Raw genomic sequence first — 19,539 nt, forward strand, 5'->3', positions numbered from 1 at the left:
ATGCCGCCGCGTTCGTATTCTGGCGCTTGCGCTACGGAGGCGGCGGCATGACAGACAACACCACGGCGTACGTTATCTTGTCCGCCATCCTCTTCACGATCGGCACGATCGGCGTGCTGACCAGGCGAAACGCGATCGTCGTCTTCATGTGCGTCGAGCTCATGCTCAACGCAGCCAACCTGGCCCTGGTGGCGTTCAGCCGGATGCACGGCAACCTCGACGGGCAGGTGACGGCGTTCTTCGTGATGGTCGTCGCGGCCGCTGAGGTGGTCGTCGGGCTGGCGATCATCATGACCATCTTCCGCACCAGAAACACGGCTTCGGTCGACGAGCCAAGGATGCTCAAGTGGTGAATCCTGTTGAGGCCAGCGGCGTCTTCTCGCTGATCTGGCTGGTCATCGCGCTGCCCCTGGCCGGCGCTGCGCTGATCCTGATCGGCCGGCCGTTCGCCCCGGCCCTCTTCGACCGGATCGGGCACTGGCTCGCGGTCGTGCTCGCCGGCGCGTCCTTCGTGCTGTCGCTCGTCCTCTTCATCGCCGCGTTCGGTCGCGACGAGGAGAGCAGGCAGGTCGTCCAGCACCTCTACACCTGGTTCGACACCGGTGACCTGTCGGTGGGCTTCGACCTGCTCTACGACCAGCTCTCCAGCCTGTTCCTGCTGCTCATCACCGGGGTCGGCACGCTGATCCACGTCTACTCGGTCGGCTACATGGCCCACGACGAGCGGCGCACCCGGTTCTTCGGCTACCTCAACCTGTTCCTCGCCGCGATGCTGATGCTGGTGCTGGCGGAGAACTACGTCGGCCTCTTCCTCGGCTGGGAGGGCGTCGGCCTGGCGTCCTACCTGCTGATCGGCTTCTGGCAGCACAAGCCGTCCGCGGCCGCCGCCGCCAAGAAGGCGTTCGTGATGAACCGGGTCGGCGACATGGGTCTCTCGCTGGCGATCGCGCTGTCCTTCGTCACCTTCGGCTCCACGTCCTTCTCCGCGATCGACATCGGCGACACGACCACGACGACGCTCAACTGGCTCGGCATCCTGCTGCTGGTCGGCGCCTGCGGAAAGTCCGCCCAGGTGCCGCTGCAGGGCTGGCTGCTCGACGCGATGGAGGGCCCGACGCCCGTCTCGGCGCTGATCCACGCGGCGACCATGGTGACCGCGGGCGTCTACCTCATCGTCCGCAGCAGCGCGATCTTCGACGCCGCCGAGGCCGCCTCGACCGCCGTCGTGGTCGTCGCCCTGGTGACGATCATCTGGGGTGCCGCGATCTCCTGCGTGAAGGACGACATCAAGAAGGTCCTGGCCGGTTCGACGATGAGCCAGATCGGCTACATGATGCTGGCCGCCGGGCTGGGCGGGCCGGGCTACGCCTTCGCGATCTTCCACCTGCTCACCCACGGCTTCTTCAAGGCCAACATGTTCCTCGGCGCCGGCTCGCTGATGCACGGCATGAACGACGACGTGAACCTCAAGCACTACGGCGCCCTGAGCCGGGCGCTCCCGGTCACCTTCCTGACCTTCGCGATGGGCTACCTGGCGATCATCGGCTTCCCCGGCTTCGCCGGCTTCTGGTCGAAGGACAAGATCCTCGAGGTCGCCTTCGCCGAGAGCTGGCTGGTCGGCATCATCGCCCTGCTGGCCGCCGGCGTGACCGCGTTCTACATGACCCGCCTGATGATGCTCGCCTTCTTCGGCCGCAAGCGGTGGCCCGAGGGCGTACACCCGCACGAGTCGCCGCGGATCATGACCGGACCGCTCGTCGTCCTCGCCGCGCTGTCGGTCCTCGGCGGCGTGTTCACGCTCGGCGGCTGGATCGAGCACTGGCTCGAGCCGGTCGTGGCCATCGGCCACGCCGAGCACCACGGTCCGCTCCCGGTCTGGGCGACCTCCGTCCTCGCGGTGCTCGTCGTCGCGATCGGCGTGGCGGCCGCCGGGTTCGTCTTCGGGCGCCGCCCGGCCACGACCGAGCCGACCCCCTATCTGCACGTCCCGCACATCGAGGACGTCGTGGTGCCGCCCGGGATGGCGATCACCCGCGGCGCCCTGGCGACCGACAAGTACGCCGTCGACGGCCTGATGAGCGGTGGCCCGATCGCCCTCGCGGCGATCGCCGGTGAGCTCCGCAAGGCACAGACCGGCTACGTACGCTCCTATGCCCTCTCCGTCCTCGGCGGCACTGTGCTGGTGACCCTCGCGATCCTGGTGGTCAACTGATGCTGACAACTCTCGTCCTCATCCCGTTCGTGGGCGCGCTGGTCACCGCGGTGATGCCGGCCCGGCCCAAGCTGTGGGCCTTCGGCTTCGCGATCGCCACCCTGATCGCCGGCCTGGTCACGATGTTCACGGCTCCCGACACCGACCTCGTCTGGATGGAGCCGCTCGGCGTCCACTGGGCGCTCGAGATGGACGGCTTCGGCAAGCTGATGGTGCTGCTCACCGTCGTCCTGGTCCCGCTGGTGATGGTGGCGGCGGTCAAGGACCACGACAAGCGGTGGTACGCCTGGGCGCTGGCCCTGGAGGCCTTCGCGCTGCTCACCTTCCTGGCCGCCGACCTGTTCGTCTTCTACATCGCCTTCGAGGCGACGCTGATCCCGGCGTACTTCATGATCGGCCAGCACGGCGGGCCCCACCGGGCGAAGGCCGCGCTGAAGTTCCTGATGTTCCAGCTCGGCGGCGGACTGGTGCTGCTCGGTGCGCTGATCGGGTTCTTCGTGGTCTCCTCGGAGGCCGGCGCGCCGTCCTACCTGATCAGCGACCTCGCCCAGCTCGACATCGGCACCACCGCCGAGCGCTGGATCTTCGTGGCGATGTTCATCGCGTTCGCGGTCAAGGCGCCGCTGTTCCCGGTGCACACCTGGCTGGCCGACACGACCGAGCAGGCGACGACGCCGACCTCGGTGCTCCTGGTGTGCGTCCTCGACAAGATCGGCACCTTCGGCATGATCCGGCTCTGCCTGGGTCTGGTGCCGGAGGCCTCGGCCTGGGCGACGCCCGTCGTCGTGGTCCTGGCGCTGATCTCGATCGTCTACGGCGCGGTGCTCGCGATCGGACAGGACGACCTGCTCCGGCTGATCGGTCTGACCTCGCTCTCGCACTTCGGGCTGATCACCCTGGGCATCTTCGCGGCCACCCGCGAGGGTCTGGTCGGCGCAATCCTCTACATGGTCAACCACGGGGTCGCGACCGCGGCGATGTTCCTGATCGCCGGCTTCCTGATCGCCCGCAAGGGCACCGCCTCGATCTCCTCGATGCGCGGGTTGGAGAAGGCCACCCCGGTGCTCGCCGGCACGTTTCTGGTCGCCGGCCTGGCCACCGCCGGCCTGCCCGGACTGTCCCAGTTCGTCTCCGAGATCATGGTCCTGATCAGCGCGTTCGACTACCACTGGCTGGTCGGCGTCATCGCGGTCACTGCGATCGTGCTGGCCGCGATCTACGTGCTGTGGGCCTACCAGCGGATCTTCACCGGGCCCGCTCAGCTCTCCCGGGGGCCGGTCCGCGACCTCGACCGGCGGGAGGTCGGCGTACTCGCGCCGCTGCTCGTCGCCCTTCTCTTCTTCGGCTTCGTCCCCGGCCCGTTGATCTCGGCGGCCCAACCGGTCGTGGCTCCTCTTGTTGATGTCATCCAGGCAGGTGAGTGACGCGATGTTCGAGTCCCCCGGAATTTCGTACGCCACCCTCTGGCCCGTCCTGCTGGTGCTGGGCGTGGCCTGCGCCGGTGTCGTCGTCGAGGCCTTCGCGCCGCGCGCCGCACGGTTCAACGCCCAGGTGTCGCTGGCGCTGGCCGGCCTGGTCGCGGCCCTCGCCGGGACCGTCGCCGTCGGCGCCGGAAGCAGCCTCGGGATGTCGACCGGTGAGGGCGCCCTCGTCATCGACGGTCCCGGCATGTTCTCCCAGGGGCTGGTGCTGCTGGTCTCGCTCGGTGGCGTGGCGCTCTTCGCCGAGCGCCGGCTCGACAACGGCGTCAGCGCCTTCGCCGGTCAGGCCGCGGCTCTGCCGGGCACCTCGGCCGAGCGCACGGCCTCCCAGAGGGGGCTGGAGCACACCGAGGTCTACCCGCTGATGATGTTCGCGGTCGGCGGGATGATGCTCTTCTGCATCTCCGGCGACCTGCTGATGCTCTTCGTCGCCCTCGAGGTGCTCTCGCTCCCGCTCTACCTGCTGACCGGGCTGGCGCGGCGTCGCCGGCTGCTCTCCCAGGAAGCGGCGCTGAAGTACTTCCTGCTCGGCGCCTTCTCCTCGGGCATCTTCCTCTACGGCCTCGCGCTGGTCTACGGCTTCGCCGGCTCGATGTCGCTGGCCGAGATCGGTGAGGTGGCGGCCGAGGACGGCTCCAGCCCGCTGCTGCTCCTCGGCATCGGCCTGATGGCGGTCGGTCTGCTCTTCAAGACCGGCGCGGTGCCCTTCCACTCCTGGACGCCCGACGTCTACCAGGGCGCCCCGACGCCGGTGACCGCGTGGATGAGCGCGGCCACCAAGATCGCCGCGTTCGCCGCGATGCTCCGGCTCTTCTACGTCGCCTTCGGCGCCGAGGGCGAGATCTGGCGCCCGGCCATCGGCGTCGTCGCGGTGCTGACGATGCTCCTGGGCGCCTCCTTCGCGATCGTCCAGACCGACGTGAAGCGGATGCTCGGCTACTCCGCCGTCGCCCACACCGGCTTCCTGCTCACCGGCCTCCTCGGTGTGCAGACCGACGCCTTCGGCTCGACCCAGGCGGTGCTCTTCTACCTGACCGCCTACGGGTTCGCGACGCTCGGTGCCTTCGCGATCGTCTCCCTGGTCCGCGGGCCCAACGGCGAGGTCGGCTCGCTCGACCGCTGGGCGGGCCTGGGCCGCGCCCACCCCTGGGTCGCGGCGACCTTCGCCGGCTTCCTGCTCTCGATGGCCGGACTGCCGCTCACGGCCGGGTTCATCGGCAAGTGGGGCGTCTTCGCCGCCGCCCTGGGTGCCGGTCAGTGGCCCGTCGTCGCGGTCGCGATCGGCTCCAGCATCATCGCGATATTCTTCTACGTACGCGTCATCATGCTGATGTTCTTCACCGACGCCCGCGAGGACGTGGCCACCGTTTCCAGGCCGTCGTACGCCACCTCCGTCGTGATCGCTCTGAGCGCTGTCGCCACCGTCTTGTTGGGTGTAATTCCGGGCCCTGTGCTCAGCCTGTTGGTGGATGCGGGAGGATTCATCGGGTGAGCACCAGCGCACCTACCGACCGAGCCCCTGAACTCGCCCTCCCGATCACCGATCCCGAGCTCGAGCAGCGGCTGCGCGCTCGGTTGGCGATCGTCGAGGAGAAGCTGGCGGGCTATGCCCGCAGCAGCTCGCCGTTCGTCACGGAAGCGGCGTCGCACCTGCTCGAGGCCGGCGGCAAGCGGTTCCGGCCGTTGCTGGTGCTGCTGGCCGCCGAGTGCGGCCCCGACACGCTCGCCGACGAGGTCATCACCGCCGCCTGCATCGTCGAGCTCACCCACCAGGCCTCGCTCTACCACGACGACGTCATGGACGAGGCGCTCCTGCGCCGCGGCGAGGACACGGCCAACGCCCGCTTCGACAACCACGTGGCCATCCTGACCGGCGACTTCCTCTTCGCCCGCTCCTCCTCGCTGACCGCCGAGCTCGGTCCCGATGCCGTACGCATCCAGGCGGCCACCTTCGCCAAGCTCGTCGAGGGCCAGATCCTCGAGGGCGTCGCGCCGGCCGAGGGTGTCGACCCGGTCGACCACCACCTCGAGGTGCTGGCCGGGAAGACCGGCGTCCTGATCGCCACCTCGGCCCTCTACGGCGCGCTCTTCGCCGGTGCCGACAAGGAGATCCAGGACGCCCTGGTCGCCTACGGCGACATCGTCGGCGTCGCCTTCCAGCTCTCCGACGACATCCTCGACATCGCCTCGGACGAGTCCGGCAAGACCCCGGGCACCGACCTGCGCGAAGGCGTCCCGACGCTCCCGGTGCTGTTCGTCCGCCGCTCGAACGAGCCCGGCGACGCCCGCCTCCTCGAGCTGCTCGACGGCGATCTCACCGACGACGCGGCCCTGGCCGAGTGTGTCGCGCTGCTCCGCGCCCACCCGGCGCTGGCCGAGGCGCGCGCCTACGTCCAGGCCCGTGCCGAGGAGGCCAAGGCCGCCCTCGCGCCACTGCCCGAGGGGCCCGTCCGCAAGGCCCTCGAGGCCTTCGCCGACATCGTCGCCGTCCGCTCCGTGTGAGCCGAGGCGCGATATTCGGTAAAGGGTATCGACGCCCTGGCAGTACCGTTGCGACGTGAATGAGCAACGGCGTGGAGTGATGTTCGGCGCCGCGGCGTACGTCATGTGGGGAGCGTTCCCGCTCTACTTCCCGCTCCTGGAGCCGGCCGGCGCCTGGGAGATCCTGGGTCACCGGATCGTGTGGTCGCTCGTCGTGGCCGGGGCGCTGGTTCTGATCGTGGGGCGCCGCGCACAGGTGGCGGCGATCCTGCGCGACCGGCGCAAGCTCGGGCTGCTGACGGCGGCCGCGGCGGTGATCTCGCTCAACTGGGTGACCTACATCTGGGGGGTCAACAACGGGCGGATCGTCGAGACGAGCCTGGGCTACTTCACCAACCCGCTGGTCACGATGCTGATGGGCGTGATCATCCTGCGCGAGCGGATGCGGAAGCTGCAGTGGGTGGCGCTGGGGATCGCGTTCGTGGCCGTCATCGTGCTCACCATCGACTACGGGCGACTGCCGTGGGTCGCGCTGCTGCTGGCGTTCTCGTTCGGCACCTACGGGCTGCTGAAGAAGAGCGCGGGGGTCGGCCCGTTCGAGTCGTTGGCGGTCGAGACGGCCGTGACGACGCCCTTCGCGCTGGCGCTCATCGTCGCTCTCCAGGCCACCGGCAACGGTACGCTCGTCGGGCACGGTGTCCTCCACGTACTCCTGCTGATCAGCCTCGGCGTGATCACGGTGGTGCCGCTGGCCTGCTTCGGGGCGGCCGCGATCCGGGTGCCGATGGTCACGATCGGGCTGCTGCAGTACCTCGCGCCCATCCTGCAGTTCGCCGTCGGCGTCTTCATCGCCCACGAGGCGATGCCGCCCGGCCGCTGGGCCGGCTTCGCGATCGTCTGGGTCGCCCTGATCATCTTCAGCGCCGAGGCCGTCCACCACCGCAGCAAGGTCCTGCGTGCGCAGGTCGCGCCGCTGAGCTCCACCGGCGTGTAGCTCGCGACCCGCGCCGCTTCGGCCGCGGTTCACCGTCCGGTCCGTGACCGTTCCGTCCAATGGGCGGAACGATCGCGCGTTTTCACATGCTCTCTACTAACTCAAGTATTGTCCTCGACATTCGTAACCCGATCGACCTTGACTCGGCAGGGCAGAAGTGAGGAACCAGATGAAGAAGATCAAGGTTGCAGTGGCCCTGGCCGCTGCGAGCATCCTGACCTTGACCGCCTGCGGTGGCTCCGGCGGTGGCAGTGACGCGGAGTCGATCTCCATCGTCGGCTTCGCCGTCCCCGAGACCGCGAACAAGGCGATCGCCAAGGAGTTCAACAAGACCCCCGAGGGCGAGGGCGTCACGTTCGAGACCTCCTACGGCGCCTCGGGCGACCAGAGCCGGGCGGTCGAGTCGGGTCTGAAGGCCGACTACGTCCACCTGTCCGTCGGCACCGACGTACAGCGCCTGGAGAAGGCCGGCCTGGTCGACCCGAAGTGGGACGACGGCCCCAACAAGGGCATCGTGTCCAGCTCGATCGTCGTGCTCGGTGTCCGTGAGGGCAACCCGAAGAACATCCAGGGCTGGGAGGACCTGATCAAGCCGGGTGTCGGCGTGGTCACCGCCAACCCGGCGTCGTCCGGTGCTGCCCGCTGGAACGCGCTGGCCGCCTGGGGCTCCGTCGTGAAGAACGGGGGCACCGAGGAGGACGGCAAGGCCTACCTCGACAAGCTCTTCAAGAACGTCGTCACCCTGACCAACTCCGGTCGCGACGCCACCACCGCCTTCCTGGGCGGTACCGGTGACGTACTGCTCGCCTACGAGAACGAGGCGATCCTCGCGTCGCAGCAGGGCGAGGGCTTCGAGTACATCATCCCGGACTCGACCGTCCTGATCGAGAACCCGGGCGCCATCCTCAAGGACGCCTCCAAGCCGTCCCAGGACTGGCTCGACTTCGTCCTCGACCCCCAGGGTGGCCAGAAGCAGTTCGCCCTGACCGGCTTCCGTCCGGTCAACACCGAGAACCCCGGCGTCGTCGACTGGGACGCGATCGGCCTCAAGCCCGAGGACATCAAGGGTGCCAAGGACCCGGCCGACCCGTTCCCGGCGCCGAAGCAGCTACTCACCCTGGAGAACGACTTCGGCGGCCGCGACTGGTCGGGCGTCAAGGAGAAGCTCTTCGGCACCGGTGAGGACGGCGAGGCTCTCGGCATCGTGACCGACTCCATCGCCAAGTCCGGCAAGGCCTCCCAGTAGTCCCGTCATGACGACAACCATCCCTGAGGTCCGGCCGGCTGCTCCTCGGTCCAGCCGGCCGGCCTCCACTCTGACAAGGACCAGCGGCATCGGGCTCGGTGTCACGATGCTCTGGTTCAGCCTGCTCGTCCTCATCCCGCTGGTCGCGGTGGTCATCACCGCGTCCAGCGGGGGCTGGTCCGCCTTCGCGAGCCAGCTCAGCAACGAGCAGACCGCATCCGCGATCTGGCTGACGATCCGCGCGGCCATCGTGGTCACGCTGATCAACGTCGTCGTCGGCACCGTCATCGCCTGGGTGCTGGTGCGCGACAAGTTCTGGGGCAAGGGCCTGCTCGAGGTGATCATCGACATCCCGTTCGCGCTGCCGACGATCGTCGCCGGCCTCGTGCTGCTCTCCCTCTACGGCGCCGAGTCACCGCTCGGCCTGCACTGGGCGAACACGTCGATGTCGGTCTACCTGGCCCTCGCCTTCGTGACCCTGCCCTTCGTCGTACGCATGGTGCAGCCCGTCCTCGAGGAGCTGGACGCCGACGTGGAGGAGGCCGCGGCCTCCCTGGGGGCCTCTCGGTTCACCACGTTCCGGCGGATCATCCTGCCCTCGCTGGCCCCCGCCATCGCGGCGGGTGCGGCGCTCTCCTTCGCGCGCGGGATGGGGGAGTACGGCTCCCTGGTCCTGCTCTCGGGCAACCTGCCGTTCAAGTCCGAGGTCGCCTCGGTGCGGATCCTGTCCGCGATCGAGAACGACAACCCGGAGGGCGCGGCGGCGATCGCGGCGATGCTGCTGGTCGTCTCGCTCCTCGTCATCGTCGTCCTCGACCTGATCCAGAGGAGGATGGTCCGCCGTGGCTGAGACCCGTCGTGCTCCCCGCACCCCGCTGACGTACGTCCTCCGCATCATCGTCATCGCCTATCTGGGCCTACTCGTGGCCTGGCCGGTGGTCCTGGTCGCGTGGAACGCCTTCCACGTGCCCGACGTCGGCTTCACGACCGAGGCGTTCGCCGAGATCTTCAGCGACCCGCAGATGATGCACGCGATCCAGCTGACCTGTTGGGCCGCGGTGGTCGCGACGCTGATCAACCTGGTCTTCGGCGTCTCGATCTCGCTGCTGCTGGTGCGTACGGAATTTCCTGGCAAGCGCGTCCTGAGCGCGCTGATCGACCTGCCGCTCTCGGTCTCGCCGATCGTGGTCGGACTCGCCCTCGTGCTCGTCTACGGCGGACGCGACGGCTGGTTCGGGCCTTCCCTGGAATCCGCTGGGATCCAGGTCATCTTCGCGACCCCCGGGATCATCATGGCGACCGCGTTCGTGTCGCTGCCGCTGGTGATCCGCGAGGTCATCCCGGTGCTCGAGGAGATCGGCACCGAGCAGGAGCAGGCCGCCGCGTCGCTGGGCGCGAGCTCGTGGCAGACGTTCTGGCGGATCACCCTGCCGGGCATCAAGTGGGCAGTCATCTACGGCGTCGTGCTCACCCTGGCCCGCTCGCTCGGCGAGTTCGGCGCGGTCAAGGTCGTCTCCGGCAACGTGCTCGGCCAGACCCGCACCGCCACTCTCGCGGTCGAGGAGAAGTACCTCAACTTCGACCAGCAGGGCGCGTACGCCGTCGCCTTCCTCCTCGCCAGCGTCTCGGTCGTCTGCATCCTCATCGTCTTCGTGCTGCGCGCCCGCGGTGCGCGCGTGCGGTGAAAGGACCCATCCCATGAGCATCGAAGTAAGTGGTGTCAACAAGCGTTACGGCGACTTCGTCGCGCTCGAGGACATCAATCTGACCATCCCGACCGGGCAGCTGACCGCCCTCCTGGGGCCCTCCGGTGGCGGCAAGACCACGCTGCTGCGGGTCATCGCCGGGCTCGAGACGCCCGACTCCGGGTCGGTCGTGATCGAGGGCAAGGACGCGACGTCGCTGCCCGTGCAGAAGCGCAACGTGGGTTTCGTCTTCCAGCACTACGCCGCGTTCAAGCACCTCTCGGTGGCCAAGAACGTCGCCTTCGGTCTGGAGATCCGGAAGCGGCCGCGCGTCGAGATCCAGAAGAAGGTCGAGGAGCTCTTGGAGCTCGTCCACCTCTCGCAGTTCGCCAACCGGCTGCCCTCGCAGCTCTCCGGCGGCCAGCGGCAGCGGATGGCGCTGGCGCGTGCGCTCGCGATCGAGCCGTCCGTGCTGCTCCTCGACGAGCCGTTCGGCGCGCTGGACGCGAAGGTGCGCAAGGAGCTGCGCGACTGGCTGCGCCGTCTCCACGACGAGGTGCACGTGACCACTGTCTTCGTGACCCACGACCAGGAGGAGGCCCTCGAGGTCGCCGACGAGATCGTGGTCGTCAACCAGGGCGGGATCGAGCAGATCGGCACCCCCGAGCAGCTCTACGACGAGCCGGCCAACGACTTCGTGATGTCGTTCCTCGGCGACGTGACCACGCTCGGCGGTGCCTTGATCCGGCCGCACGACGTCGAGGTCACCCCGTCGCCCATCTCCGAGCACTCGCTCGAGGGCACCGTCTCGCGCGTCCTGCGGATCGGCTTCGAGGTGCGCCTCACCGTCCTCACCGACGACGGCGAGGTGGTGACCGCCGAGCTGACGCGTACGCATGCCCGGGCTCTGCAGCTCGAGGAGGGCGTCAACGTGTTCGTCACGCCGTCGCCCGGGGCTTACACGATGCCGGCGCCTTCGCCGGCGGCGTAGGGGCGGCTGTTGGTCTAGGTATGCAGGGAAACCGTCAGTTCCCGTGCGGAACTCCGCGAGGGAAGTGACGGTTCGACTGCATACCTAGACCAACAGCCCGCAGCCTCAGTGAGGCAGCCAGGCCTCGTCGCGCGCGGTGCGGGTGGTGACCTCGTCGGGCAGCTCGCGAGCGGCGAGCGCGGCGATCGAGACCTTCTCGAAGACCTCGCGCAGCGAGTCGCGCGCGGCGATCCAGACGTGCTGGAGGACGTCGGCACGCTCGTTGTAGGTAACCGCCTCGGGGCGCAGCCCGTAGACCGAGACCAGCGGGCCGTCGACGGCGCGGATCACGTCGGCGACGGACACGTCCGACGCCTTGCGGGCCAGGCGCCAACCGCCCGACTGACCGCGCTGGGAGATGACGACGCCGGCCTTGCGGAGGTCGGCGAGGATCGCCTGCAGGAACCCGTGAGGGATCTCCTGGGCGCGGCCGAGCTCCTCGGCGCTGACAGCTTTTCCGTCCTCGCGCGCGGCCATCTCGATGAGGGCGCGGAGGGCGTAGTCGGACTTGGCAGATACTCGCACAGCCACATTCTTGCAGATGAATGCAGAATTTCGCTCAATCTAGTGGTCAAGTCCACTTTCACTCGCGAGCTCTTCGGCGCGCTCCTTCAGAGCGGCGGCGTGCCGCCGGAACCCGTCCGCGACCCGCTCCGGACCGGCCAGCCCGACCAGCGGACCGGAGAACTCCTCGACCGTCTCGTAGCGCGTCGGCCCGCCAGGTCGCTGGGTCAGTCGCTGGTGACGTACGCCCCGGACCAGGCCGAGCCGCGCCGGCCAGCCCTCGTAGACATAGGCCAGGTACGCAGCCCCGACTCCGTCCTCGCCCACGACCGGCGGCTCGAGAGCCGAGATCCGCTCGGGTGAGCGCGCGCGGCCACCGTTCGCCCAGGTCACGTGCAAGATGATCGGGTTGCCCACCGCCGCCGGCTGCGCGGTCTCCGCGCGAACGACGAAAGGGTTCCACGCGGCGTACGACTCGGTCTCGAGCATCACCCGCCACACCACCTCGATCGGGGCGTCGATCTCGGCCGAGGCTCTCGGGTGCTCGTAGGGCACGAGGTCAGCGGTAGTTGATGAACTGCACCGCGAAGTCGTAGTCCTGGGCCTTGACCAGCGAGATCACGGTCTGCAGGTCGTCGCGCTTCTTGGAGGAGACGCGGAGCTCGTCGCCCTGGATCTGCGCCTTGACGCCCTTGGGGCCCTCGTCGCGGATCAGCTTGGAGATCTTCTTCGCGTCCTCGGAGGAGATGCCCTCCTTGAGCGTGATCGAGATCTTCGACTGCTGCCCCGACTGGCGCGGCTCGCTCGCGTCGAGGATCTTCAGCGACTGCTGGCGCTTGATCAGCTTGTCTTGGAAAACCGAGAGCACCGCGCTGGCCCGGTCGTCGGCGGACGCGGAGATCTCGATGGCATGCTCCCCGCTCCACTCGATGGTCGCGTTGGTCCCCTTGAAGTCGAACCGCGTCGCCACCTCACGTGCGGCTTGGCTCAGCGCGTTGTCGACCTCCTGGCGGTCGATCTTGCTCACGATGTCGAACGACGAGTCAGCCATGACTCTCTCCTCTAGCCTCTGACCAGGACGGTGCCCCGGGAACGTACCTGTCTCACCCTAGGACCTCGTGCCGTTTTCGTACGCCGCCAGCCCCTGCGCTATTGTTTCGTGCTGTCGCGATCCGTCTCCGACGGGACGCGCACAACCCAGGCAGGTTGCCCGAGCGGCCAATGGGAGCGGACTGTAAATCCGTCGGCTTTGCCTTCGAAGGTTCGAATCCTTCACCTGCCACGCCTGGGAGAACACCCCCGGTGACCAGCGGAAACGTTGGCCACCGGGGGGTGTTTCGCTTCTCTGGCGGTGTCAGCCCTAGCGACGGTCGTCAGGTGACCCGGAAGACCGGCCAGCCGATCTCGGTACGCCACGCAGCGGTGTCGCTCGTGTCGCGAGGGCCGACGAGGTAGACCTCCCGCACCGGCCCGGCGACCGACATCGCGTTCTCCACCACCCAGGTCCCGAGCTCGCCGTACGTGACGTCGATGCCGTCGTGCTCGCCGACGTGGGTGGTGACGGCCAGCTCCGCGGCCGGCAGGGTCGCGGGGTGCACGCGTCCGGTGCGAGGTGGCGCGGCGGTCGGCAGGTAGACGAGCGCGTGACCGCGTTCCTGCTCGAAGAGGGCGTTGTCGTAGCTGCCGCCCGGCGGTCCGGTCACGGCGGCGCCGACGGCCGCCTCGAGCTCGGCCATCGCGCCCGCGTACCAGGACTCCATGTCGTCGTGCCCGACGACGGCCTCCACCGCGGCGACCGTCCGGGCGGGCTCCGCGCGCAGCTCGACGTCGATCGGCGCGGGGTCGGGCTGGAGCAGGCGGCGCAGCGACACGACCGCGGCCCGGGTGCGGTCGAGCACCTCCTCGAGGCGTTGCAGGTGTTCTGCGACCAGGGCCGCCCGGACACCGGGGTCGGGGGTCCTCAGGATTCGCCGTACGTCACTCAGGGGGACGTCGAGCTCACGAAGCCGGTGGATGACCTGCGCGGTCGGGATCTGGTCGACGCCGTAGTAGCGGTAACCGGTGGCCTCGTCCACCACGGCGGGCTCCAGCAGAGCACCCTCGTGATACCGGCGCAGGGTCCGTACGCTCAAGTGGGTCAGCCGCGAGAACTCCCCGATGGTCAGCACCCCCTCATTGTGAACGCTCCCCCAGGGGGAGAGTCCACCGCTTGACCCTCCCGCGGCGAGACGCCGCACGGTGGGCTCATGACACAGCACACCGAGATCCCGTCCGACCTGCTCCCGACCACCGTGCGCGACTTCCTCACCGCGCACATCGCCTACGACGCCGACACCGCCTCGTCGTTCCTCACCGAGGACGCGGTGATCGTCGACCAGGACGAGACATTCCGCGGACGGGAGGTGGTCTACGCGTTCCTGCGAGACGCCGGGTCCGAGTTCGAGTACACGACCGAGCAGATCGGTGCCCACCGCGCCGACGACACCCACTGGGTGGTCACCCTGCGGCTCGAGGGCACCTTCCCGGGCGGCGTCGCCGAGCTCGACTACCGGTTCGCGCTGCGGGACGGCCTCATCGCCGAGCTCGTCATCGCCAACCACCCGGCCTGACCACACCACACACTTCGATCTTCACAGGAGAACAATGTCTATCTCAGATCGCGACCGTCTCGACGGTCGCCGGGGGCTGGTCACGGGCGGCTCGAAGGGCTCGGGCAAGGCCGTCGCAGAGAGACTGCGAGAGATGGGTGCCGACGTGTACGTCACGGCGCGCACCATGCCCGAGGGGTACGAGCACCCCGACCGATTCATCGAAGCGGACATCTCGACGGCTGACGGTACCGACGCCGTTGCCGCTCGGATCGCCGAGGTCGGCGGCACGCTCGACATCCTGGTGCACGTCGTCGGCGGGTCGTCGACACCGCCCGGTGGGTTCGCGGTCATCACCGACGACCAGTGGCTCACCGAGCTGAACCTCAACCTCCTCGGAGCGGTACGTCTGGACCGAGCCCTTCTCCCGGCGATGATCGCGTCCGGGTCGGGCGTGGTGCTGCACTTCACCTCGATCCAGCGTGAGCTGCCCCTGCACGACGCGACCTTGGCGTACGCAGCAGCGAAGGCCGCCCTGCGCACGTACAGCAAGGGGCTCGCCAACGAGCTCGCCCCGCGCGGCGTACGGGTCAACGCGATCAGCCCCGGCGGAATCGAGACCGAGGCCTACGAGGGATTCGTGGACCGGATCGCCGAGGGCAACGGGCTCACCCGTCAGGCAGCCAAGCAGAGCATCTATGACTCCCTCGGCGGCGTACCCCTGGGACGGTTCGCGCGCACCGAGGAGATCGCGGACCTGGTCGGCTTCCTGGTCTCGGACCGTGCCTCGGCGATCGTGGGCGCCGAGTACGTGATCGACGGCGGCACCGTCCCGACCGTCTGAGCGGGAGGCGCGATAGGTTCTGGTGATGGACATGAACGCCTACCAGCAGGCGGCGCTGCGGACCGCGGCGTCGAAGGGCACGCCCAACGAGGTGTTCCACCTGCTGCTCGGGCTGGTCGGCGAGACCGGTGAGATCGCCGAGAAGGCGAAGAAGATCATCCGGGACCACGACAGTGACTTCGCCCGGTGGGACCTCGATGATCTCGCCAAGGAGCTCGGCGACACACTGTGGTACCTGGCGGTCCTCGCCGACCACTTCGGCCTCCCGCTCGCGGACGTCGCCGAGCTCAACATCAAGAAGCTCGCCGATCGTCAGCAGCGTGACGCCATCGGTGGCAGCGGCGACAACCGCTGACCCACCGATGGGCCTGCCCGGTCCCGGTCCACGAAGGAGCCCCATGACAGCCGACACGACGCCCTCCACCACCGAGAACGACGAGTTCTGGCGGGAGCGGCGGGTCTGTTTCCTGACCACGAGCCGCCCGGACGGGAGTCCGCATCTCGTCCCGGTGGGGGTGACGTTCGATCCGGAGGCCGGCATCGCGCGCATCATCAGCAGCGCGGGGAGCAAGAAGGTCCGCAACGTACGCGCGGCGGGAGACGGCGCGCAGGCGGCGGTGAGCCAGGTCGACGGGCGGCGGTGGTGCACCCTGGAGGGCACCGCGGTGGTCAAGGACGACGCGGAGTCGGTGGCCGACGCCGAGCGGCGCTACGCCGAGCGTTACCGGCAGCCTCGACCCAACCCGGAGCGGGTGGTCATCGAGATCACCGTGACCCGGGTGCTCGGCAACACCCGCCCTTCGGGCTGGTGAGCACGGCAACCGGGAGTGTCACTCACCGCTCACTGCGTCGCTGAGTCCGGCCTCCGTACGTCGCGGTCGGCCCGCCACGACGTCAGGATGCGCAGGCGATCGTCGGACGGGCTGCCGGCGGGGGCGGTGAGCACCATCAGGCGCTGACCGGAGCCGTCCGGGCTCTGCCAGGTGTCGCAGTCCAGGGTCAGGTCACCGACCGCAGGGTGGTGGTAGTGCTTGGTCCCGGAGCCTGCGGAGTTCACGTGCCGTTCCGCCCACCACGTACGGAAGTCGGGGTCTCTCACGGAGAGCTCGCCGACGAGCTTGGCGAGGTCGGGATCGTGCGGGTCGTTCGCTGCCTCCATCCGCAGGGCGGCCACGGCGTCGCGGGCGTCGTGTTCCCAGCGGGCATGCAGGCCGCGTACGAGCGGATGGGTGAACATCAGACGGATGTAGTTGCGGTCCCGTTCGGGGATCGTCGAGAAGTCGATGAACAACGCCGTGGCGGCCTGGTTCCAGTCGAGGACGTGGAGCCGCCTCCCCAGCACCAGTGCGGGCGTGTCGACCAGCTGATCGAGGAGCCGGCGTGCGGCAGGCCGGATCGTCTGCACGGTCCGCCGGCGCTTTGGAAGCGCATCGACCTTGCCGGCGATCTCGTACAGGTACGCCTGCTGGTCCTCGTCCAGTCGAAGCGCACGAGCCAGCGTCTCCAGGACGGATGCGGACGCCTTCACGCGCCCCTGTTCGAGACGGGTGTAGTAGTCCACGCTGATCACGGCGAGGCCGGCGACCTCCTCCCGGCGCAGGCCACGTACCTTCCGGTGATTTCCCAGGTCAGGCAGGCCCACATCGCCTGGGGTCAGGCGCGCCCGACAGGCCTTGAGGAACGCTCCGAGCTCGTCGGGAACGGCTGGGTTGCTCATGGGTCCATTGTGGCCGGGACGTACGCGGCCAGGGAGGGAAGAAACCTTCCCAGGCAGATACTGGCCGCTTTCGCGGTCCTTCGACGCGGTGGAAGTTGGTGTGTGCCGGCGGCGAACCCGCCGGCGCGGACCGGACGGACCGGCCGCCAGTACGAAGGAGAGACCCATGGTCACCAAGCACGACGTCACATTCGACAGCGCAGGGATCCAGATCGCTGCCCACCTCTACATCCCCGAAGGCGCGAGCGACGCGCCCGCCGTCGTCGTCGGTCATCCGGGGACGGGGGTCAAGGAACAGGCCTCGGGGCTGTACGCCTCGCGCCTGGCCGAGCAGGGCTTCGTGACCGTCGCCTATGACGCCGCCTACCAGGGGGCCAGCGGCGGTCTTCCCCGCGGGCTCGAGGACCCGGCTCAGCGGATCGAGGACATCAAGGCGGCGGTCTCCTTCCTGACCACCCGTCCCGAGGTGGACCGCGAGCGCATCGGGGTGCTCGGCATCTGCGCGTCGGGCGGCTACTCGCTCCCCGCGACCGCCGGCGACCACCGGATCAAGGCGCTCGCGACCGTCTGCGCGGTCGATGTCGCCCGCCAGTTCCGTCTCGGCGCCGACGGCACCCAGGACCCGTCGGTCTTCCAGGCGATGCTCGACGGTGCGGCGGCCGCCCGCACGGCCCGCGCCCAGGGTGAGGACCCCGGGATGCTGCCGCTGTTCCCGGCGACGGCGGACGAGGCGCGAGCGATCGGCGGCGAGCATGCCGCCGAGGGCTTCGACTACTACTGCACCCCGCGTGCCGATCACGAGCGAGCCGCCAAGGCCTTCGACTGGACGAGCGTCGACAGGATGGCGATGTTCGACGCGTTCGCGCAGATTCCGCTGATCGGGCAGCGACCGCTGCTCATGGTGGTCGGCACCCGTGCCGAGACGGCATGGATGACGACCGAGGCCTTCCAACGAGCCGTGGGGCCGAAGGAGGCCTTCTGGGTCGAGGGCGCGAGCCACGTGGACCTCTACGACCGGGAGCCCTACGTCGGGGCGGCCGTCGAGAGACTGGGTGCCTTCTTCACCCGGAACCTCGGCGTCCGGGTCGGCTGACCCGGCTCTAGAGGGGGCCGCGGTCGGAGAGGACCGTGCGGTCGGTGATGTCCTGCACGTCGCGGCGGTTGCCGGTCGGGAACATCGTGCGGAGGCGCTCGATCTGGCGGGGCGAGGCGGTGATGGGCTCGGTGAGCATCACCCACTGGACGCCCTCGGTGTAGGGGGCCGTGGTGAGGGAGCCGTCGTAGCGGTAGGAGGCGTGCCGGCGCGGCAGGAGCGCGCCGACGTCGATGTGACCGACCGGGTCGGCAGCGGCGCACTCGGAGACCAGGTGGTCGTAGAGGCGGCCGAGGGTCTGGTTGGCCCGACCGGGGCGGACCCAGACGCCGATGACCAGGGTGTGGCCGGTGTCGTCCTGGTGCACGAAGTGCATCTCGATCGGGTAGTCCCGGGCGGCGAGGCGATGCTCGCTCGGGGTGTGCCAGTGGAACTGCGCCAGGCCGTACGTCACGCCGCCGACCGTGAGCGACGCTGCGCCGGGCGGGAGCTCGGCGCGCACGGTCTCCTCGTGGCCGCGCACCGTGCAGCCGTCGGGGTCGTCGGCGTCCTCGCGGACGTACGTCATCGTGACGGTCGCGTCGCGGGGGTAGTGGACGTGGATGGTGGGCAGGTGCGCCGGCTCGGTGTGGCCGGGGGTGATGCGGATGGGGCTCTGGTGCGGCTCGCCGCCCCAGGTCGCGGACGCGGCCGCGGACGAGGACAGAGCGGTGAGCCCCGCGATGGCGGCGGCTCCCTGGAGCAGTGTGCGGCGGTTCAGGCCGACGTCGGTGGGCAACATGGAGATCTCCCGAGATCTACCGGGTCGACGTGGCCCGGAACCGCAATACGTACCACGTCGGGAGGCGCGCTGCGGGGATGCCGCTCGGCGCGAGTCAGGCCAGGTCGGCGGCGAGCTGCTTGCCGGCCTCGGTGAGCAGCGGGACGGCGCGCTCGATGAGCTCGTCTGTCATCCGCCCGGTGGGCCCGCTGATCGACATCGCCAGGCGCGGGGCGTAGTCGGGGACGGCGACGGCGACGCAGCGTACGCCTGCCTCCTGCTCGCCCTCGTCGATGGCGTAGTGGCGGTCGCGGACCTGCTCGAGCTGGTCGAGGTAGTCGTTGCGGTCGGTGATGGTGGTCGAGGTGTAGGGGACCATGTCGGTGCGCCGGAGGATGTCGCGGACCTGGTCGGGAGCCATGTCGGCGAGGATCGCCTTGCCGACGGCGGTGCAGTGCGGGGACACCCGGCGGCCGACCTCGGTGAACATGCGCATGGACTGGCGCGACTCGGTGTGGGCGACGTAGACGATCTGGTCGCCGTCGAGCATCGCCAGGTTGGCCGACTCGCCGACCTCGTCGACCAGTCGGGCCAGGTGGGGGCGGGCCCAGGTGCTGAGCATGCGCGAGGAGCTCTCGCCGAGCCGGATCAGCTTGGGGCCGAGGACGTACTGCCGGTTGGCCTCCTGGCGGAGGTAGCCGAGGTCGACGAGGGTGCGGACCAGGCGGTGGATGGTCGGCAGCGGGAGACCGGAGGCGGCGGCGAGCTGGGAGAGCCCCATGGTCCCGCCGGCGTCGGCCATCGTCTCGAGCAGCGCGAAGGCGCGCTCGATCGACTGCACGGCACCGGCGCGTGCCTTGGGTGCCTTCTCGTTCTCGCTCACCTGAACTCCTTTGTCCGTCCG

Annotated in this window: 22 protein-coding genes and 1 tRNA gene; 16 read left to right on the top strand and 7 right to left on the bottom strand. The window is 69.1% G+C overall.

From position 1 onward, the window contains the following. Positions 1–47 precede the first annotated feature (47 nt). The 10 genes from nuoK to ACWZJV_RS17000 all read left to right on the top strand — a co-directional run bounded on the left by nuoK (position 48) and on the right by ACWZJV_RS17000 (position 11,090). Positions 48–353 carry an NADH-quinone oxidoreductase subunit NuoK gene (gene nuoK, locus ACWZJV_RS16955; protein WP_008356449.1) on the top strand — a complete coding sequence of 102 codons (306 nt, stop codon included), beginning with the start codon at positions 48–50 and terminating at the stop codon, positions 351–353. Beyond that, a complete protein-coding gene (gene nuoL, locus ACWZJV_RS16960; RefSeq protein ID WP_196875762.1) occupies positions 347–2,212 on the top strand; it encodes an NADH-quinone oxidoreductase subunit L in 1,866 nt (621 codons plus the stop codon). Before nuoK ends, nuoL begins: the two co-directional genes overlap by 7 nt. Then, positions 2,212–3,636: a complex I subunit 4 family protein gene (locus tag ACWZJV_RS16965; protein ID WP_457177306.1), complete on the top strand. Its 1,425-nt coding sequence runs from the start codon at positions 2,212–2,214 to the stop codon at positions 3,634–3,636. The genes nuoL and ACWZJV_RS16965 overlap by 1 nt, the downstream gene beginning before the upstream one ends. Positions 3,637–3,640: 4 nt before the next feature. Continuing rightward, positions 3,641–5,185 (top strand): NADH-quinone oxidoreductase subunit NuoN, encoded by a 1,545-nt coding sequence (gene nuoN / locus ACWZJV_RS16970; protein WP_457181960.1) that lies wholly within the window; start codon positions 3,641–3,643, stop codon positions 5,183–5,185. Further along, a complete protein-coding gene (locus ACWZJV_RS16975) occupies positions 5,182–6,195 on the top strand; it encodes a polyprenyl synthetase family protein (protein WP_008356457.1) in 1,014 nt (337 codons plus the stop codon). The genes nuoN and ACWZJV_RS16975 overlap by 4 nt, the downstream gene beginning before the upstream one ends. 55 nt (positions 6,196–6,250) lie before the next feature. Beyond that, positions 6,251–7,168, top strand: a complete 918-nt coding sequence (rarD, locus tag ACWZJV_RS16980) for an EamA family transporter RarD (RefSeq protein WP_008356459.1) — start codon at positions 6,251–6,253, stop codon at positions 7,166–7,168. Positions 7,169–7,337: 169 nt separating this feature from the next. Continuing rightward, entirely contained in the window at positions 7,338–8,414 is a 1,077-nt protein-coding gene (locus tag ACWZJV_RS16985; RefSeq protein WP_008356460.1) for a sulfate ABC transporter substrate-binding protein, read from the top strand. 7 nt (positions 8,415–8,421) lie between these two features. Beyond that, complete coding sequence (gene cysT, locus ACWZJV_RS16990; protein WP_008356461.1) at positions 8,422–9,264, top strand: sulfate ABC transporter permease subunit CysT; 843 nt, start codon at positions 8,422–8,424, stop codon at positions 9,262–9,264. Continuing rightward, positions 9,257–10,099, top strand: coding sequence for a sulfate ABC transporter permease (locus ACWZJV_RS16995; protein WP_008356462.1), 843 nt, complete (start codon positions 9,257–9,259; stop codon positions 10,097–10,099). Before cysT ends, ACWZJV_RS16995 begins: the two co-directional genes overlap by 8 nt. A gap of 13 nt (positions 10,100–10,112) precedes the next feature. Beyond that, on the top strand, positions 10,113–11,090 hold the full coding sequence (locus ACWZJV_RS17000; RefSeq protein ID WP_040754714.1) for a sulfate/molybdate ABC transporter ATP-binding protein: 978 nt from the start codon (positions 10,113–10,115) through the stop codon (positions 11,088–11,090). 105 nt (positions 11,091–11,195) lie between these two features. Here the strand turns inward: ACWZJV_RS17000 and ACWZJV_RS17005 are convergent, their stop codons facing one another. From ACWZJV_RS17005 to ACWZJV_RS17015, 3 genes are read right to left on the bottom strand one after another with little or no spacing between them, the layout of a single operon-like run. Beyond that, positions 11,196–11,654: an RrF2 family transcriptional regulator gene (locus tag ACWZJV_RS17005; RefSeq protein WP_457177310.1), complete on the bottom strand. Its 459-nt coding sequence runs from the start codon at positions 11,652–11,654 to the stop codon at positions 11,196–11,198. Positions 11,655–11,693: 39 nt separating this feature from the next. Continuing rightward, entirely contained in the window at positions 11,694–12,188 is a 495-nt protein-coding gene (locus ACWZJV_RS17010) for an SRPBCC domain-containing protein (RefSeq protein ID WP_457177312.1), read from the bottom strand. Positions 12,189–12,192: 4 nt separating this feature from the next. Next, positions 12,193–12,684 (bottom strand): YajQ family cyclic di-GMP-binding protein, encoded by a 492-nt coding sequence (locus ACWZJV_RS17015; RefSeq protein ID WP_008356498.1) that lies wholly within the window; start codon positions 12,682–12,684, stop codon positions 12,193–12,195. A 149-nt stretch (positions 12,685–12,833) separates the two neighbouring features. On the opposite strand from ACWZJV_RS17015, the gene ACWZJV_RS17020 reads away from it, so the two are divergent. Next, positions 12,834–12,915, top strand: a tRNA-Tyr gene (locus tag ACWZJV_RS17020). A 91-nt stretch (positions 12,916–13,006) separates the two neighbouring features. Here ACWZJV_RS17020 and ACWZJV_RS17025 read toward each other — a convergent pair. Then, positions 13,007–13,801 (bottom strand): MerR family transcriptional regulator, encoded by a 795-nt coding sequence (locus tag ACWZJV_RS17025; RefSeq protein ID WP_457177314.1) that lies wholly within the window; start codon positions 13,799–13,801, stop codon positions 13,007–13,009. A gap of 78 nt (positions 13,802–13,879) precedes the next feature. Here ACWZJV_RS17025 and ACWZJV_RS17030 point away from each other — a divergent pair, with 78 nt between their 5' ends. Genes ACWZJV_RS17030 through ACWZJV_RS17045 form a run of 4 tightly spaced genes read left to right on the top strand, consistent with a single transcriptional unit; the run spans position 13,880 to position 15,877 of the window. After that, the gene (locus tag ACWZJV_RS17030; RefSeq protein ID WP_457177316.1) at positions 13,880–14,242 is read left to right on the top strand and encodes a nuclear transport factor 2 family protein; all 363 of its coding nucleotides are present in this window, start codon (positions 13,880–13,882) and stop codon (positions 14,240–14,242) included. A 34-nt stretch (positions 14,243–14,276) separates the two neighbouring features. After that, the gene (locus ACWZJV_RS17035; RefSeq protein ID WP_457177318.1) at positions 14,277–15,065 is read left to right on the top strand and encodes an SDR family oxidoreductase; all 789 of its coding nucleotides are present in this window, start codon (positions 14,277–14,279) and stop codon (positions 15,063–15,065) included. Positions 15,066–15,090: 25 nt separating this feature from the next. After that, positions 15,091–15,420 carry a nucleoside triphosphate pyrophosphohydrolase family protein gene (locus tag ACWZJV_RS17040; protein ID WP_008356524.1) on the top strand — a complete coding sequence of 110 codons (330 nt, stop codon included), beginning with the start codon at positions 15,091–15,093 and terminating at the stop codon, positions 15,418–15,420. Between the two features lie 43 nt (positions 15,421–15,463). Next, the gene (locus tag ACWZJV_RS17045; protein ID WP_196875752.1) at positions 15,464–15,877 is read left to right on the top strand and encodes a PPOX class F420-dependent oxidoreductase; all 414 of its coding nucleotides are present in this window, start codon (positions 15,464–15,466) and stop codon (positions 15,875–15,877) included. Between the two features lie 29 nt (positions 15,878–15,906). Here ACWZJV_RS17045 and ACWZJV_RS17050 read toward each other — a convergent pair whose 3' ends face one another. Further along, positions 15,907–16,782, bottom strand: coding sequence for a helix-turn-helix domain-containing protein (locus ACWZJV_RS17050; RefSeq protein ID WP_457177320.1), 876 nt, complete (start codon positions 16,780–16,782; stop codon positions 15,907–15,909). Here ACWZJV_RS17050 and ACWZJV_RS17055 point away from each other — a divergent pair. Then, positions 16,781–17,875 carry an alpha/beta hydrolase gene (locus ACWZJV_RS17055; RefSeq protein WP_457177322.1) on the top strand — a complete coding sequence of 365 codons (1,095 nt, stop codon included), beginning with the start codon at positions 16,781–16,783 and terminating at the stop codon, positions 17,873–17,875. The two genes, ACWZJV_RS17050 and ACWZJV_RS17055, sit on opposite strands and share 2 nt — an antisense overlap. A 7-nt stretch (positions 17,876–17,882) precedes the next feature. On the opposite strand, the gene ACWZJV_RS17060 is transcribed toward ACWZJV_RS17055, so the two are convergent. Continuing rightward, positions 17,883–18,656 carry a carbonic anhydrase family protein gene (locus tag ACWZJV_RS17060; protein ID WP_457177324.1) on the bottom strand — a complete coding sequence of 258 codons (774 nt, stop codon included), beginning with the start codon at positions 18,654–18,656 and terminating at the stop codon, positions 17,883–17,885. A 94-nt stretch (positions 18,657–18,750) separates the two neighbouring features. Continuing rightward, a complete protein-coding gene (locus tag ACWZJV_RS17065; RefSeq protein WP_457177325.1) occupies positions 18,751–19,518 on the bottom strand; it encodes an IclR family transcriptional regulator in 768 nt (255 codons plus the stop codon). Positions 19,519–19,539: the final 21 nt, after the last annotated feature.

It is taken from the genome of Nocardioides sp. WG-D5 (assembly GCF_054031175.1).